Annotated in this window: 15 protein-coding genes; 7 read left to right on the top strand and 8 right to left on the bottom strand. The window is 35.9% G+C overall.

Annotated elements, in window-relative coordinates:
- The first annotated feature begins 26 nt into the window (after positions 1-26).
- The gene (locus tag IPP32_10075) at positions 27-1,265 is read left to right on the top strand and encodes a DUF1343 domain-containing protein (protein ID MBL0048427.1); all 1,239 of its coding nucleotides are present in this window, start codon (positions 27-29) and stop codon (positions 1,263-1,265) included.
- A 6-nt stretch (positions 1,266-1,271) separates the two neighbouring features.
- Here IPP32_10075 and asnB read toward each other — a convergent pair whose 3' ends face one another.
- Genes asnB through IPP32_10045 form a run of 6 tightly spaced genes read right to left on the bottom strand, consistent with a single transcriptional unit; the run spans position 1,272 to position 7,909 of the window.
- Positions 1,272-3,134 (bottom strand): asparagine synthase (glutamine-hydrolyzing), encoded by a 1,863-nt coding sequence (gene asnB / locus IPP32_10070; protein MBL0048426.1) that lies wholly within the window; start codon positions 3,132-3,134, stop codon positions 1,272-1,274.
- Between the two features lie 3 nt (positions 3,135-3,137).
- Positions 3,138-3,959, bottom strand: coding sequence for a class I SAM-dependent methyltransferase (locus IPP32_10065; GenBank protein MBL0048425.1), 822 nt, complete (start codon positions 3,957-3,959; stop codon positions 3,138-3,140).
- On the bottom strand, positions 3,959-4,534 hold the full coding sequence (locus tag IPP32_10060; GenBank protein MBL0048424.1) for a methyltransferase domain-containing protein: 576 nt from the start codon (positions 4,532-4,534) through the stop codon (positions 3,959-3,961). The genes IPP32_10065 and IPP32_10060 overlap by 1 nt, the downstream gene beginning before the upstream one ends.
- A 1-nt stretch (position 4,535) precedes the next feature.
- The gene (locus tag IPP32_10055; GenBank protein MBL0048423.1) at positions 4,536-5,477 is read right to left on the bottom strand and encodes a glycosyltransferase family 2 protein; all 942 of its coding nucleotides are present in this window, start codon (positions 5,475-5,477) and stop codon (positions 4,536-4,538) included.
- Positions 5,470-6,963 carry a hypothetical protein gene (locus IPP32_10050; protein MBL0048422.1) on the bottom strand — a complete coding sequence of 498 codons (1,494 nt, stop codon included), beginning with the start codon at positions 6,961-6,963 and terminating at the stop codon, positions 5,470-5,472. Before IPP32_10050 ends, IPP32_10055 begins: the two co-directional genes overlap by 8 nt.
- Complete coding sequence (locus IPP32_10045; GenBank protein ID MBL0048421.1) at positions 6,944-7,909, bottom strand: GDP-mannose 4,6-dehydratase; 966 nt, start codon at positions 7,907-7,909, stop codon at positions 6,944-6,946. Before IPP32_10045 ends, IPP32_10050 begins: the two co-directional genes overlap by 20 nt.
- Before the next feature lie 368 nt (positions 7,910-8,277).
- On the opposite strand from IPP32_10045, the gene IPP32_10040 reads away from it, so the two are divergent.
- A complete protein-coding gene (locus IPP32_10040; protein MBL0048420.1) occupies positions 8,278-9,495 on the top strand; it encodes a T9SS type A sorting domain-containing protein in 1,218 nt (405 codons plus the stop codon).
- A gap of 179 nt (positions 9,496-9,674) precedes the next feature.
- Positions 9,675-11,297: an ATP-binding cassette domain-containing protein gene (locus IPP32_10035; protein MBL0048419.1), complete on the top strand. Its 1,623-nt coding sequence runs from the start codon at positions 9,675-9,677 to the stop codon at positions 11,295-11,297.
- Positions 11,298-11,328: 31 nt separating this feature from the next.
- On the opposite strand, the gene IPP32_10030 is transcribed toward IPP32_10035, so the two are convergent.
- Both IPP32_10030 and mazG read right to left on the bottom strand, forming a co-directional pair.
- Positions 11,329-11,835, bottom strand: a complete 507-nt coding sequence (locus IPP32_10030; protein MBL0048418.1) for a DUF4442 domain-containing protein — start codon at positions 11,833-11,835, stop codon at positions 11,329-11,331.
- 2 nt (positions 11,836-11,837) lie between these two features.
- Complete coding sequence (gene mazG, locus IPP32_10025) at positions 11,838-12,605, bottom strand: nucleoside triphosphate pyrophosphohydrolase (GenBank protein MBL0048417.1); 768 nt, start codon at positions 12,603-12,605, stop codon at positions 11,838-11,840.
- A gap of 140 nt (positions 12,606-12,745) precedes the next feature.
- On the opposite strand from mazG, the gene IPP32_10020 reads away from it, so the two are divergent.
- The 4 genes from IPP32_10020 to IPP32_10005 all read left to right on the top strand — a co-directional run bounded on the left by IPP32_10020 (position 12,746) and on the right by IPP32_10005 (position 16,227).
- Complete coding sequence (locus IPP32_10020; protein ID MBL0048416.1) at positions 12,746-13,429, top strand: Crp/Fnr family transcriptional regulator; 684 nt, start codon at positions 12,746-12,748, stop codon at positions 13,427-13,429.
- A 146-nt stretch (positions 13,430-13,575) separates the two neighbouring features.
- Entirely contained in the window at positions 13,576-14,391 is an 816-nt protein-coding gene (locus IPP32_10015) for a UbiA prenyltransferase family protein (protein ID MBL0048415.1), read from the top strand.
- Positions 14,388-15,521 (top strand): type III polyketide synthase, encoded by a 1,134-nt coding sequence (locus tag IPP32_10010; GenBank protein ID MBL0048414.1) that lies wholly within the window; start codon positions 14,388-14,390, stop codon positions 15,519-15,521. The genes IPP32_10015 and IPP32_10010 overlap by 4 nt, the downstream gene beginning before the upstream one ends.
- Positions 15,522-15,525: 4 nt before the next feature.
- On the top strand, positions 15,526-16,227 hold the full coding sequence (locus IPP32_10005) for a methyltransferase domain-containing protein (GenBank protein MBL0048413.1): 702 nt from the start codon (positions 15,526-15,528) through the stop codon (positions 16,225-16,227).
- The last annotated feature ends 12 nt before the right edge of the window (positions 16,228-16,239 follow it).

Below are 16,239 nucleotides of genomic sequence, written 5' to 3'. Positions count from 1 at the left end.
TTTTGCCGACCGTAAAAATAGGATTAATCAGCTTGGTATCGCCTGTGAATAAAGAAAAAAAAATAGTTTCGATTGGGGTATGCATTTGTTTGTGCTGGAGTATATTTCTTTTGTTGACTTCCGAATTAACCTTTGCTCAATCCCAACGAAAACCGCGCATCATCCGTGTGGGTGCTGAGTTAACAGATCATTACTTGAAATTGATTCAAGGAAAAAAAGTTGCTGTGTTGGCTAACCAAAGCAGCTTAATTGGAACAACACATTTAGTCGATTCATTGTTAAAATTAAAAGTGAATGTAAAAAAGGTTTTTTGCCCGGAGCATGGTTTTAGAGGAGATGCAGATGCCGGAGAACATGTAAAAAATTACAAAGATTCAAAATCACATTTGCCTGTTATTTCTTTATACGGCAGCAACAAAAAGCCTCAAGCCAAGGATTTGAAAGGGGTAGACTATCTGATTTTTGATTTGCAAGATGTTGGTGCTCGTTTTTATACTTATATCTCCACATTACATTATGTGATGGAGGCTTGCGCTGAAAACGAAATAAAATTAATTGTGTTGGATAGGCCTAATCCCAATGGCTTTTATGTGGATGGTCCGGTTCGGGAAGAAGCGTTTAAATCTTTTGTAGGAATGGATCCAATACCTGTAGTGCATGGCATGACGGTTGGTGAATATGCCAAAATGTGCAATGGAGAAGGCTGGTTAGCAAATGGTAAAATTTGTATGCTTACCGTAATCACATGTGAAAATTATATCCACAGCGATTTTTATTCCTTACCGGTGAAACCTTCGCCCAATTTGCCGAATATGGCTTCTGTATATTTATATCCTTCCATTTGTTTTTTTGAAGGAACTAATGTAAGCTTGGGACGTGGTACCAGCAAGCCTTTTCAACAATTAGGTTATCCACAATTAAGCGGCTCAGATTATTCTTTTACTCCGGTAAGTATTCCGGGTGCAAGTAAAAACCCTCCTTTTAAAGACCAGAAATGTTATGGTTTTGATTTTTCGGAGTATGGCGAAACAATGGCTAAGGTGGAAAAAAAAATAAACTTGTTTTGGTTGTTGGAAATGTATAAGAGTTATCCGGATAAAGCCAATTTTTTTATTCCTTATTTCAACACCCTTGCAGGAACTGCAACATTAAAGCAGCAAATTATGGATGGCAAAACAGAAGCAGAAATTCGAAAGAGTTGGGAACCATCTTTGAGCAATTTTAAATCAATCCGAAAAAAATATTTGCTTTACTCAGATTTTTAAATTTTGCTATCGGTTTAAAAAATAGCCTTTCAGCACAAATAAATTCCAAATAAGTTTACGGTGATTGTGCTTTTTACTTTGATGTTCACGTAGAATTTTTTCAATGTAGTTGCGTTCAAAATAATCATCCTGCGAAAGCAAAACATCTTCAATGATATTCTTCAAATCTTTGCGAATCCAATCAGATAAAGGAATGCCGAAACCTTTTTTAGGTCGATAGATAATATTGTGCGGAATTTTATTTTCCATCACTTTTTTTAGGATGAATTTTAATTCGTTTCCTTGATGTTTAAAATTCCGGGGCAAGGAATTTAAAAATTCTACCACATGGGTATCTAAGAAAGGTGCACGCACCTCCAACGAATTATACATACTTGCCCGATCCACTTTAAACAGAATATCATCCGGCAAATAGGTTTGATAATAGTAATACAATATTTTATTGAATGCATCCTGCGGACCATTTTCGTTGAAATGAAAATCAATTATTTGGAGTCCTGAAGCATCTTTTAAGCTTTCGAAAATATGTTTTTTAAAAAGTGATTTTTTTTCGACCGGTAAAAAACTACCCAACCACAACTGATGGATATGGTTGCTGTGAGAACTAAATCCTCTCAAAAATTGTTTTACTTTAAAATCGAAACTAATATTTTTATCACTTGCAGGTAAAAGATTTGCAGCCTGATTCATGAGCTGCTTCATGGGTTGAGGTAACATTTGAACCCAATTTTTGTAACGCTCAGAAATAAATGTAGGATAACCGGCAAGCAATTCATCGCTGCCGTCGCCACCTAAGGCAACCGTAACTTTTTGTCGTGTAAATTTTGATAAATAATAAGTAGGAATGATGGAAGCATCAGCAAAAGGCTCATCTAATTTTGGAAAAATTTCACTAATCAAGTCAACTGTTTTCGAAGGTGTAAGCACCGATACATGATGCTCGGTTCCTAGGTGATTGGCAACTTGCAAAGCATAATCTTGCTCATCGTATGATTTATCTTCGAATCCGATGGAGAAAGTTTTAATTTTTTGCTGTGCATTTTTTTGAGCGTAATAAGCAACTGTGGAGCTATCTAATCCACCGCTAAGGAACACGCCCAAAGGCACATCGCTCATAAGTCGCGCAGCAGTTGCATCATTCAACAATTGATCGAGTTTTGTTTTTGCTTCTTCAAAAGATATTGTAGTATTGGTGGTGAAATTGTGTTTCCAATAGCTTGCTTTTTCTGTTAAAATGCCATTCTTAATAATTAAATAATGGGCAGGTTCTAATTTTAAAACTCCTTTATTGATGCTGGAAGGAGCAGGAACATAATCAAAAGTTAAGTACTGGTTTATGGCTTCAACATTTATTTCTTTTTTTGCAGATGGATGCTCATAAAATGCTTTTAATTCGGAAGCGAAAATAAATGTGCCATCTTCGCATGTGCCATAATATAAGGGTTTTTTGCCCATCCGATCGCGCGCAAGAAGCATTTCCTTTGCATCAAAATCATACAAGGCAAAAACAAACATGCCGTGTATTTTTTCAAGCATTTTTCTACCGTATTCGCGATACAAGTAAATGAGCACTTCTGTATCGGAAGTGGTGTGAAAAGTATATTTACCGGTCTTTTGAAGTTCAGCCTTAAGTGACATAAAATTGTAAATTTCACCGTTAAAAACGATGGCAATTTTTTTGTCGCTGCTATACATGGGCTGATTGGCATCGGCCGAAAGGTCAATAATACTAAGTCGTGCGTGCGTTAAGCAAACATTTTCATGCATAGCTACACCCTGGTAATCGGGACCACGATAGGCAATTGATTGAATCATAGCCCGACCCTGCTCGATGGTTCCTTTGCCAATAAATCCGGCTATTCCGCACATAGTTTAGGCTGTTTTTTTACCACCAAATTTCCATGAATTTCCATTCCTGAAAATAATATAAGTGCTTGATTTGTCGATTCCGGGAGTAGTATTCAACCAACTTTCGATGGTTTTTTTCTCAATATAAATGGTTTGAGGAGTAACTAATTGGTCAAAAGCAACATGTCGAAAAAATAAAAAATCTCTTTTGCAAATCCATTGACTGTAGGCGTAGAGCGGCAAAAAGGAAAGTTTTAATTTTACAATAAGGTGTGCGTACAAAAAATACAAAAAAGAAAGTGGGGTTGCAATGAGGTATTTGGTAAACCACCAAGGTAGATGCGATGCAATTTTTCTGATAGGGTCCACGATGTATCGTATCACTGCATTTCCTTCTTTGGCATACACCCAGCAATGAAAATTTCCACCGGGTTTTGTATTTTCAATAACCGAAGTAAAACCTTTTATGGGCTCTTTAATATGATGCAATACACCAATAGAATAAACCAAATCAAATTTTTGATTTGCTCTAAATTCCGTTAAATCAGCTTTTTCAATTTTATAATTTGTATAGGCTGTGGATGCCATGTTTTTTTGTGCGGATAGCACAGAATCGCCCAAATCTACTCCGGTAATTGTGCTTGGTTTCCAATTGGCAACATGCACCAATAAACTGGCATTTCCACATCCCAATTCCAAAATATTTTTCCCTTGAAAATCGTTTTGTGTGAGCGGAAGCATCCAATCTTCAAACTGATCAACAGTATACACAGAGCCCTCGGGAAGGTTGTTCCAAGAGGTAGCAAATGCATCTGCTGTTTTGCTGTCGGCTAATGTTTGCTCCATTATTTTGTGTCTTTAACTCCTTTAAAAACAAATTCAATTTCTTCAAAGCCACCCACCCAAAAGCACCAAAAGCGGCTACAGAAGAGAGGGCTGAGGTTTGCAAAAAAATTGACAACCGCACGAATAAATTTTAAAATCCCGATAAGGAGCGAACTCACTCCCATGTATTTCATTAAATGAAAAAATGCGATGTAGTTCAACTTCATTTTTTGCAACGAAAAATTCACACCAAAATAGCCTGATTTAGTGAAATGCGGGTTAAAATATTGCGGAAAAGTTACATCAAAACCGGCCTTGTGTTCGGCATGTGTAAATCCTCTGCTAAAATGCGGAACCTTTACGTGAAGTTCACCACCGGGTTTAATTATACGGTGCAACTCTTTCATCACAGTAAACGGATCGTTTAAATGTTCGAGCACATGAAAAGCTTTAATTTCATCAAAGGTGGAATCTTCAAATGGATAGGGAAATTGGTTGAGATTAAAAACTTTATCCACTTTAAAATGGTCGTGGAAATCCACATTTAGATAGCCTTCTTTGTAGTCTTCGCCACAACCTAAATTCAACTTGTTCATGCTATAAATTTATTTTGTCTTTTATGGTAAATGGAAATTTATTTTGCGATTCATAATAGGTACGCATTAATACTTCGGCAATTACTCCCATCAAGATCATTAAAATACCGATAATAGAAAACATGGCAGTTAGTGTAGGTAAGGGCGTTTGCACAAAATCTTTTTGGCCAGTTACTTTAAAATATACGGCCAATAAAAAAGTGATGATTCCCATAAAGAAGGATAAAAAACCAGCCCCTCCAAAAAAGTGAATCGGCCGTTGCATATAGCGTTCCAAAAATTTTATCAATAGTAAATCGAGCAATACTTTAAAGGTGCGCGACATTCCATAATTGCTTTTTCCGTACTTACGCGGATTGTAATTTACCGGCATTTCGGTAACGGTGCCACCCTGCCATTTGCAATACACAGGAATAAAACGGTGCATTTGTCCGTATAAAAGTACGTACTGCAAAACATCTCTGCGGTATACTTTTAACGTACAACCATAATCATGCAACGATACACCCGAAACCTTACTAATTAATCCGTTTGCAAGCAAGGATGGTAATTTTCGTGTGAGGTATTGACCTCCCCAGCGATTTTGGCGCCAGCCACTTACCACATCAAAACCTTCATTGAGCTTATTAATTAGTTTAGGAATATCGGAAGGATCGTTCTCCAGGTCACTATCCATGAGTATAATTATATCGCCTTTAGAATTTTGAATACCAGCATTAATGGCAGCGGTTTGACCGTAATTTCTTCTGAAATTTATTACTTTGATGCGATTATCATTTGCAGCAAAGCTTTTTAAAACGGCAAATGAATCGTCTTTTGATCCATCGTTTACGGTAATTATTTCGTAATCGTATGCGCCAATGGCAGCCTGCAAAGCTTGAAAAAGCTCAGGTATTCCCCTTGCTTCATTATATATGGGAAGAACAATCGAAAGTTCAGGCATTTTTAGCGAATTTGTTTTTTAAGATGCCAAATATACTCAATGATGTAAAAATGCCAGCAATTAAAAATAAAGGATAAGCAGTAACAAAATAACGGTACTCATCAAACTTTAATAAAAGCGGGAATGCAAGCGCAGTGTATAGACTGGTGAGTGTAAAGAAAAGTAATTCGTAATTGCTAAAAAATCGAATAAGAAAATAGAAAAGTCCGATAAATCCAAAAAACACGACAAAGGCATATAGTAAGGAATAACCGATTTTAAGCAACATCTCAAATGGGTTTAAATCGCTTATCGATTTATTAAACAAATTATAAGTTCCCGAATGCACAAAAAATGTTTTGCACGCTTTTAAACGAGAAGAAACATAATAAAGAAATGGTTTTTCATGCTTGATGGAAAGGGTATAGCGATTTAGTTTTTCCTTTATTTGGGAGGTAAGACTAACCCGCAAGAGCGAATCCGTTGCCGCATTATCAACAGTGCTTATCATGTTTTTTACAAGCAACAAGCTATCTAGATTAAATTCTTTGGTATAAATATTTTGAGGAAGAATTGCGGTTTTTTGTTTTTTTATATTTCCGGGTAAAGGTTTGAAAAAGGTAATCTCTGCACCAGGTTCCCACCAAACAATTGACCCGCCAAAAGCATTCATGAAATCAAATAAAGAACCCAAATAGCTTTGGGTTGTGCTTGCAAAATATAGACTGGTGGTTAAGGGGTAAATACGTTTGTGTACAGCATAATTTCTAAGTATCCAAGCGCCATCAATTAAAATAAAAGAAAGCGAAAAATACAAAAGCAGTTTTAGTTTTTGAGCTGTTTTTAAAACTTTTTGCTTAGCTGCATGAAGGCTTAAATAGCCAATAAAGATTACTAAAAGAGGTAACATCACTGGCTTTAAAAAAATGCACCAAGTGAGAAACAATCCGGAGGCAAAAAGATTTTTGAAATTCTTTTCAGGAAGAATTAAGAAATAAATAGAAAATATTAATGCCGAAGTGGAGAAGCTTTCTGTAAGTATAATGGGATCATATAGAGAGACAAAGGTGCTAAGTGAATAGAAGAAAAAAGTGACATAGAAATAGTTTGATTTCTGAAAAAGGAGAGCAGAAATTTTAGCAAGTATATAAACCGAAAGTGCCGAGAGTATTAATTGCGCAACTACAAGCATATCCAACGAAAGTGAAAGCGGGAAAATTAAACGCAGTAAAAAAAATAACCAGGCATAGCCCGGCATGCGAAAATCATCTTCGTAACTACCATTTTTTAATAAATTTTCGACCGGTTGTATATAGGTAAAGGTATCGCCTGCTTCGCGCGCCAAAGCTGCGGGATAATGTGTATTTGCAATGGGTGCTAACTCTATAACTTTATAAGCAAAAAAAACAAGCTTAATTGCAAAGGCCAAAAGAAACCAAAATGCCCATTTGTTTTGATGGGGTAAAAAAGCAGAAAAGGAAAGTACTTTATTTTTGATTGGATTCATACCAGGTTTTAAACTTCTGCAATCCTTCTCTTATGGTCGTTTTTGGCGCATAGTGCAAAATGGCTTTTGCTTTTTCAATAGCAGCAAAAGTTAAGTTAACATCACCTTCCTGCATGGGAAGTTTTTTGATGTTGAATTTTTTATCACATACTTCTTCAATAAGTTGAATGAGTGCTGAAAGCTTAATGGGAGAGCTGTTTCCTAAGTTTATTGTTTCATAAAAGCTATTTTCGCTAGTAGAAATCACTTCAATAGCACGTGCAATTCCTTCCACAATATCATCTACATAAGTATAATCACGGCTAGTGCTACCATCACCATACATTTCAATTGCTTGCTGCTTGTATAAGCGATCAAAAAATTTGTGAATCGCCAAATCAGGCCGTTGACGAGGCCCAAACACAGTAAAGAAGCGCAGATTGATTACTTTAAATTGATATAAATGATGGTAATTAAATGTTAATAGTTCACCACTTTTTTTTGTAGCAGCATAAGGAGAAATTGGAAAATCAACATTGTCGCTTTCAGCATAAGGAATTTTTTCATTGTTGCCGTAAACAGATGAGGAGGATGAAAAAATAAGATTTTTGACAGCCGTATTTTTCATGTTCTCCAAAATGTTCATGGTACCATTTATATTGGTATCGACATAAGCTTTGGGATTTAAAATAGAAGGCCTTACGCCGGCCTTTGCAGCTAAATGAATTACAAAATCGATAGGATTTGATTTGAATACTTCAGCAAGCTTTTCACTGTCACAAATATCCGCTTCAACGATTTTAAAATTGGGATGATTAAGCAGAGTGGAAATATTTTTGAGTTTAATTTCCTTTGGATAAAATGGATCAAAATTATCTACACAAAGCACTTGATGCTGTTGATTAATTAAATATTCGCAAAGACTGGAACCAATAAATCCTGCTCCACCGGTAATTAAAAAATTCATTGAATTGAGCCTGTTTTTAGATTATCAAATTTTGTGTGTTTGCACGATACATCAATCCACTTGAAATTTATCGACTTACTTATTTATTCTGCACGATGGTGTCATAAAAAAAATTCCATTTGAGCAGGTTTCAAAGGTATTAAAATTTATAAAAGAGCAGCATATAGAGAATGTTTCAATCATTTTAATGGATGAATTTTGCGCTACCAAGTGCAGATTTGAACTGCAAATTGTTGAAGCATTTTAATGAATGCCCGTATTTAAATTTGAATGCTGCAAGAAAGTTGAACACAAACTTAAATATGAATGCTAAACTTGTAGGCCAATATTTAATGCGTACTTTTATCCGTTCAAAAAAATAAATCTATATGAATAAAATTGCTACCCTACTTGTTGTTGCATTCATGACATTTAATTCAGCGGTTATAGCTCAATTGGATACCAGCAATGGCAGGTATTACAATGAGGTTTTTACCACTGTTACTACCAATTTAAATGTGGTGTTTGGCTCCTATATTAACTTTGGTTTACAAACCAATCTCACCATGGACATTTATCAACCAGCAGGTGATATGGCTATTGCTCGACCTTTAATCGTATGGGCGCACGGTGGAAGTTTTCAATTTGGGGATAAAAATGAAGCAGATATTGTTGCACTTTGTCAAACCTTTGCGAAGCGCGGATATGTGTGTGCTTCCATTAATTACCGGACTGGTTTTTTTCCGGTCGATTCGGTGAATGCCACACGTGCGGTTTTAAAAGCAACGCAGGATATGAAAGCAGCTGTGCGCTTTTTTCGCAAGGATGCAGCAACCGCAAATACTTATAAAATTCATCCCGATTACGTTTATGTTGGTGGGAGTTCTGCCGGTGCATTTATGGCACTTCATCTAGCGTATATGGATAAGCCAAGCGAATTTCCATTGGGAGCAACAACTTTAGCTAGTCTGGATGGATTGGAAGGTGCCAGCGGAAATCCCGGATATCCAAGCAATGCCAGTGCTGTAATTAATTTGTGTGGTGCATTGGGCGATGCAGCTTATCTGGAGGCTGGTGATATCCCATTTGTAAGCATGCATGGTACCGCTGATGCAACTGTTCCTTATGCACATGCAATTATTGTTTCCTTGGGTTACAGTGTTATGTATGTTGATGGCAGCGCATCCATTCACACACGCGCCAATGCAGTGGGAGTGTATAATCCCTTTTATATATTTAATGGAGCCGATCATGTGCCGTATTTGAATAATGCTGCGTACTTGGATACAACCATAAAATTTGTCCGTGATTTTTTACATCCACTTGTTGCGGCTGCCCCTTTAACTGTTAAAAAGCAAGATGTAGCTTCGAAAATCAATATTTATCCTAATCCCGCGGCTAGCGGCTTTATGTTGCAGGTTGAGGAAGTGCTTAGTCCAAATTCAAGTTATGCGCTCTTTGATTTAAGCGGTAGAATTTTGCAGCAATCAAGTATAAGCGAAAAGAATACGCTCATTATGCGTAATTCCCTAAGTAGCGGAATCTATTTCCTGAAAATCTATACAGCTGAGGGAGAGCCATCTATTCAGAAGGTTGTTTTTGAATAACTACAGCCCTTTTATTTAGAAAATGACTGCTCCTTAAAAGCAGTCATTTTTTTTTTGTAGGAGATGAATTAAAAAAATCACAGAGGAAGCGCTTTCACAACTCAAAAAACAATTTCAAAACTAGCCTTCAAATTCGCTTAAAAAGTAGTACTTTTGCGCCCTCAAAATTTAAAGCATAAATGATTAGTACTAGCGGAATTACGCTGCAATACGGCAAGCGTGTGTTGTTCGAGAAGGTGAGCATTAATTTTACTCCCGGAAATTGTTACGGTTTAATTGGAGCCAATGGTGCCGGGAAATCTACTTTCCTTAAAATATTATCGGGCGAAATTGAAGCGCAACAAGGTAATGTGATTATGACTCCGGGGGCGCGTTTATCCTTTTTAAATCAAAATCAGCATGCTTTTGATGAAATTGAAGTGCAAAAAACGGTAATTATGGGAAACCGTAAGTTATACGACATTATTGTGGAAAAGGAAGCCATTTATGCCAAAGCCGACTTTAGTGACAAAGATGGATTACGCGCCGCTGAACTGGAAAGTGATTTTGCCGAAATGAATGGTTGGGATGCTGAATCGGATGCTTCCGATTTATTGAGTGGCCTAGGAATAAAGGAAGAACTGCATTTTAAACTTATGAAAGAGCTAAGCGGCAGTGAGAAAGTACGCGTATTGTTAGCGCAAGCCATTTTTGGAAACCCCGATGTTCTTTTGCTGGATGAGCCTACCAATAACTTGGATGTAGAAACCATTTTATGGCTAGAGAATTTTTTAAGTGAATTTAAGAACACCGTAATTGTAGTAAGTCACGATCGCCACTTTATTGATGCGGTGTGTACACATATTGCCGATATTGATTACAACCAAATAAGCGTGTTCACCGGAAATTACACCTTTTGGTACGAAAGCAGTCAATTGATTTTAAAACAAAAGCAGGACGCAAATAAAAAAACTGAGGATAAGAAAAAGGAGTTGGAATCCTTTGTGGCTCGTTTTAGTGCAAATGCATCCAAATCGCGACAAGCCACTTCGCGTAAAAAATTGTTGGATAAATTAGTTTTTGAGGAAATAAAACCATCTTCTCGCCGCTATCCCTATATTAACTTTAAACAAAAAACGGAAACAAGGAATCAAATATTTGAAGTTAAAAATCTCCATAAAAAAATTGATGGAGTGGAGCTTTATAAAGACTTTACATTTACTATCGAAAGTGGCGATAAAATTGCATTTATCAGCAAGGAAGCCTTTTCGGTATCAACTTTTTTTGACATCATCACAGGCGAACAAAAACAGGACAGCGGAGAATATAGATGGGGAGGTACCAGCAGCCAATCGTATTTTCCAAAAAACAATCAGCATTACTTTAATGTGGATATGAATTTGATTGATTGGTTGGCACAATACTCTGAAGAAAAAGACGAAAGTTGGATTCGAAGTTTTTTAGGTAAAATGCTTTTTTCGGGAGAAGATTCTTTAAAAAAATGTAAGGTACTAAGTGGAGGTGAAAAGGTACGTTGCCTTATTGCTAAAATGATGCTCGATAGTGCGAATACGCTAATTTTGGATCAACCTACCAATCACTTGGATTTGGAAAGCATAACTGCTTTAAATAATTCTTTGATAGATTTTAAAGGGAATATTTTATTTGCTTCACACGATCACCAGTTTACTGAAACCCTTGCCAATCGAATAATCGAAATAGCTCCTTATGGAATTATTGATAAACGAATGACTTACGACGAGTACATCACCGATGAAAAAATAAAGCAGATGCGAGAGGAATTATACGCGGTGGAAGCCTAGATAAATTCTAAAAAGAACACTATAATTTGCATTAAATTTTAAGGCGGACTTTGTCCCATTTTTTTATTTGCCATTGCGTTTTACAGGTGGAGAGATGATTGCCATCCTCGTCTTTTACTTGCACTTCGCAATCAACGAACACTGCATCACTCGTTTTTAGTGGCTCCAGAACATGTTTTTGAATCCAAGCATCATCCAAAACAAAGAGTGCTGTTGCTGATTTTTTTCCTTGATAATGGTATTCCATATTAAGCGATTTCATTATCAGTCGATAGTTTTCAGGATTCAGATGATTCAACAAAAGCAATCCGGTGCTGTATTCCGAAACGGTAGCCAAACCGCATGCATGAAGGCCTTTAAGATGATTAAGGTTTGCTGTTAAATAGGGATATTTAATTTCAACACTGTTTTTTGAAATACTTAAAATTTTTAAGCGATGTGGTTTATTGAAGGGAATGTTGCGCAACAAAATAAAATTTAACAACCACAGATTGAACTTTGAAGTAGCTGCTTTTGCTAATAGTTCGTTAATTTTCATGATTATAATTTTTTTGCTTCGTTCCAATAAATATCCATTTCCGCAAGCGTCATATCCATCAATTTTTTTCCGGATTTTCCGGCTTCTGCTTCCAAGTATTGAAAACGTTTGATAAATTTTTTATTCGTTTTTTCCAATGCATTTTCAGGATTAATTTCCAAAAAGCGCGCATAGTTAATAAGCGAAAAAAGAACATCTCCAAATTCACTTTCAATTTTCTCTTGCGATGCGTTTGAATTTACTTCTGCTCTAAATTCATGAATTTCTTCCTCGACTTTTTCCCATACCTGATTTTTATTTTCCCAATCAAAGCCCACAGCACGTGCTTTTTCCTGTATGCGAGAAGCTTTTACTAAAGAGGGCAAGGACTTAGGAACACCTTCCAATACAGATTTATTTCCTTCTTTCATTTTGAGTTTTTCCCAATTTTCTTTTACTTCTTTTTCATCTGCAACTTTCACATCCCCATAAATATGTGGGTGTCGATGAATGAGTTTATCACAAACCGCATTTATCACATCTGCAATGTCAAATGCTTTGGTTTCACTTGCAATACGTGCATAAAATACGATGTGTAATAATATGTCGCCCAATTCCTTCTTAATGTTGGGCATGTCTTTATCCAAAATCGCATCTGCCAATTCATAGGTTTCTTCGATGGTTAAATGACGCAAGGATTCAATGGTTTGCTTTTTATCCCAAGGACATTGCTCACGCAACTCATCCATTATCTTTAGCAGGCGTTCAAAAGCTATTAATTTTTCGTTCATACTAAGTTACAAAAGTGTTTTTCGAATGGCTAAATTACTTTAAAAATAGTTTGGAACACAAGACTTAAATGAAACAAGTTGTATTAATAAATGCTGTTTGTTTCAATTAACTAACTTTGCTTCTAGTAGCATAAATAAAAATGGAGAGTGAAGTAGTTTATTGGTACTTGCGAAATCATAATTTGTTTGATCAGATGACAGAGCAAGAATATCTCGATTTGTGTGTGATTTCAGGCTATAAAACAGCTAAAAAAAATGAACTGATTTACATGACACAAGAATCAGTTAAGCGCTTGTATTTTTTAAAAAAGGGAGTAGTTAAGATAGCTGTAATAAATGAGGATGGAGCTGAAATTACTAAGGATGTCATGCAAGAAGGCGATATTTTTGGTGAAATTGCTTCAAGTGAAAGGAGAACCGAAAACAGAGAATTTGCGAAAGCTATCAGCGATGAGGTTTCTATTTGTTCCTTTAAATTGGAAGATTTTGAGCGATTACTTGAAAAAAATCCGAATCTCTCCTTACGGTATACTCGAAAAGTTGGCGATAAATTTAAAGCAATGGAAACACGCTTTTCCAATTTGATTTTTAAAGATGTACGTGCACGATTGATTGATTTTTTAAAAGATACGGCTAAGCAATCCGGTATAAAAAAGGGAAATGAATTGGTTATAAATAACTACCTCACACATCAGGATATTGCTAGTATAATTGGTGCTTCCCGACAAACTGTTACGAGCCTATTGAACGAAATGGAAAAACAAAATTGTATAACGTATACCCGAAACGAAATCATAATTCAAGATTTAACCAAACTTAATTAATTCAACTGTATGCTGTTAGGTCTAACCTAAACTAACTTCTTAAACTACCGGATAGTTTTCTATTTCACCACATCAAGCCATTTGTTAAAATTATGTTTTCAAAAAATACCATCACACTTTTACGTATTCCTTTTTCCTTTTTTTTAATGCCGGTATATTTTTTTGCTTTGAGTCAATGTGAAAATGTAAACAAAATAAATGCGGGGTTAATTTTTGTTATACTTCATCTCTTTATATATCCGGCTAGTAACGGATACAACAGCTATCAAGATAAGGACGAAGGAAGCATTGGGGGTTTGAAGCATCCTCCCCAAGCAACTAAAGATTTATTTTACCTCAGCTTTGTTTTTGATTGCATAGGACTTGCATTAAGTTTATTTATTGGCTTTCCTTTTTTGATTGGAATCCTTGCCTATATGTTAGTTTCCAGAGCTTACAGTTCTAAAGTTATTCGCTTAAAAAAATATCCCATACTTGGATTTTTGGCTGTATTTATTTTCCAAGGTGCTGTTTCCTTCCTAAATATTTATTGTGGAATAAGTGGTGATGGATATAAGGAAACACTGAATTCAGCACTTTTGTATCCAATTATTGCAAGTTCGTTTTTAATTGGGGGAGTGTATCCGCTTACTCAAATTTATCAGTATAAACAAGATGCTGCCAGCGGAGATACAACAATAAGTATGCTTTTGGGATATAAAGGAACTTTTGTTTTTTGTGCATTAATGTTTGGATGTGCTAACGGAATTTTATGGATGTATTTTAATAAGTTGGAGCATACTAGTTCATTTTTTGTATTGCAATTTTTTTTAATTCCTGTTATTGCATTTTTTTTGAAGTGGATGCTTCAGGTATTTAAAGATACTGCAAATGCTACGTTTGAAAGCACTATGCGCATGAATATGATTGCTTCATTAATGATGAATGCCTGTTTTGTAGTTTTATATTTACAAAAAATATGAGTGTAATTTTTTCTATATCGACTGCGGTTCCGGAGTTTAAGCACAAGCAAATGGATATTTTTCAGTTTATGAAAGAGGTCTATCATGTGTCAGAAAATGAGGAACGTTCCTTGAAGATTTTGTATGAACGCAGCGGAATTGAATCTCGTTATTCTACCATTGCGGATTATTCACTACCCCCGTATAAACGCACTTTTTACCCTACTACGCAAGATTTGGAGCCCTTTCCAAAGTTAGAAGAGCGCATGGAGTATTTCAATCACAAAGCACTGGAGCTGAGTTTGGAAGCCATTCAAAAATGCATGGGAAGCGATACACAAGCTTCAGATATTACCGATTTAATAACAGTAACCTGCACCGGTATTTCAGCTCCAGGTTTGGATATTTTAGTAATGGAAGCCTTAAAATTAAATAGCACAATTAACCGTACTTCTGTGAATTTTATGGGATGCTATGCTGCAATACATGCAATGAAGCAAGCGGATGCGATTTGCAAAATAAATCCACATGCTGTTGTTTTGGTGATGTGTGTGGAACTTTGCACCTTGCATTTTCAAAAAGAATTCGACAAAGACAATATTGGCGCAAATCTTCTTTTTGCCGATGGTGCTTCTGCACTGCTAGTTACCGGTGAAGGCCAGGAAAGAATTAGAAATAGAAATTGTTTGCATATCCGTGATTTTTATTCCGAAATATCCTTGTCAGGAAAATCAGATATGGCATGGCAAATAGGAGGGAAAGGATTTTTAATGACCTTAAGTTCCTATATTCCTGAATTAATTAAAGTAGGTATAAAATCCCTTGTACATAATGCCTTACTAAAGCTAAAATTAGATACAGGTCAAATTAAGCATTGGGCAATTCATCCGGGTGGTAGAAAAATTTTGGAGGTAATTCAAAATGAACTTCAGCTATCACCAAGTGACTTGGGTGCTTCTTATTTGATTTTGAAAGAGTATGGAAACATGTCATCTCCAACAATTCTTTTTGTACTTAATGAAATTTGGGAGCGCAGAGTGGATTGGAACGGAGCGCAAGAATTAATTTTTGGTGCAGGTTTTGGTCCCGGCCTAACGATGGAGACATTTGTCTTGGAAGGCACAAATAACAGTAATTTTAAGGAACAATAAGCGGATGGATTTCTCTGTGCGCTCTGCCGAAAAGGAATTATTAGATGGGGATAATATTCCACTTGCGGATTTGGTGCAAAATTTAAAGGAACTTGACTTTATCAATACTTATTTAGGTGGCTTTAATATCACTCTTTCCGGCCTTTCCAAATTGATTAAAGATAAAACTAAAATTTATCATATTGCAGATATTGGCTGCGGTGGGGGAGATAATTTAATTGCCATAGCCAAATGGGCAAATAAAAATAATATCAAGGTGCAGCTTACCGGTATTGATATGAAAAATGAGGCTATTGGCTACGCCATCAAAAATTGTTCGAAGTATCCAAACATTCATTTTATAACTAGCGACTATAAGTTAACACAATTTAAGGAGCCGGTTGATGTAATAGTTTCATCACTTTTTTGTCATCATTTAAATGAACAAGAATTGGTTGATTGCATGGTTTGGATGAACCAATACGCACAGGTTGGTTTTCTTATTAATGATTTACATCGTAATAAAATAGCTTATTACAGCATCAAATGGCTTACCGCGGTATTTTCAAAATCGTATTTGGTAAAGAATGATGCAGCTGTTTCAGTAAGTCGAGGATTTATTAAAAGTGAACTTGAAAAATTGCTTTTCGAATCAGGAATTAAAAACTATTCCATTAAGTGGAAATGGGCGTTTAGATATTTGATACTTGCAAAAAAATCAATTTAAGACTTTTTTCAG

The organism is Bacteroidota bacterium, assembly GCA_016721765.1.
Lineage (GTDB): Bacteria > Bacteroidota > Bacteroidia > UBA4408 > UBA4408 > UBA4408.
Note: the sequence above shows the minus strand (reverse complement) of the source record. Positions and strands in the feature narration are given on the sequence as shown.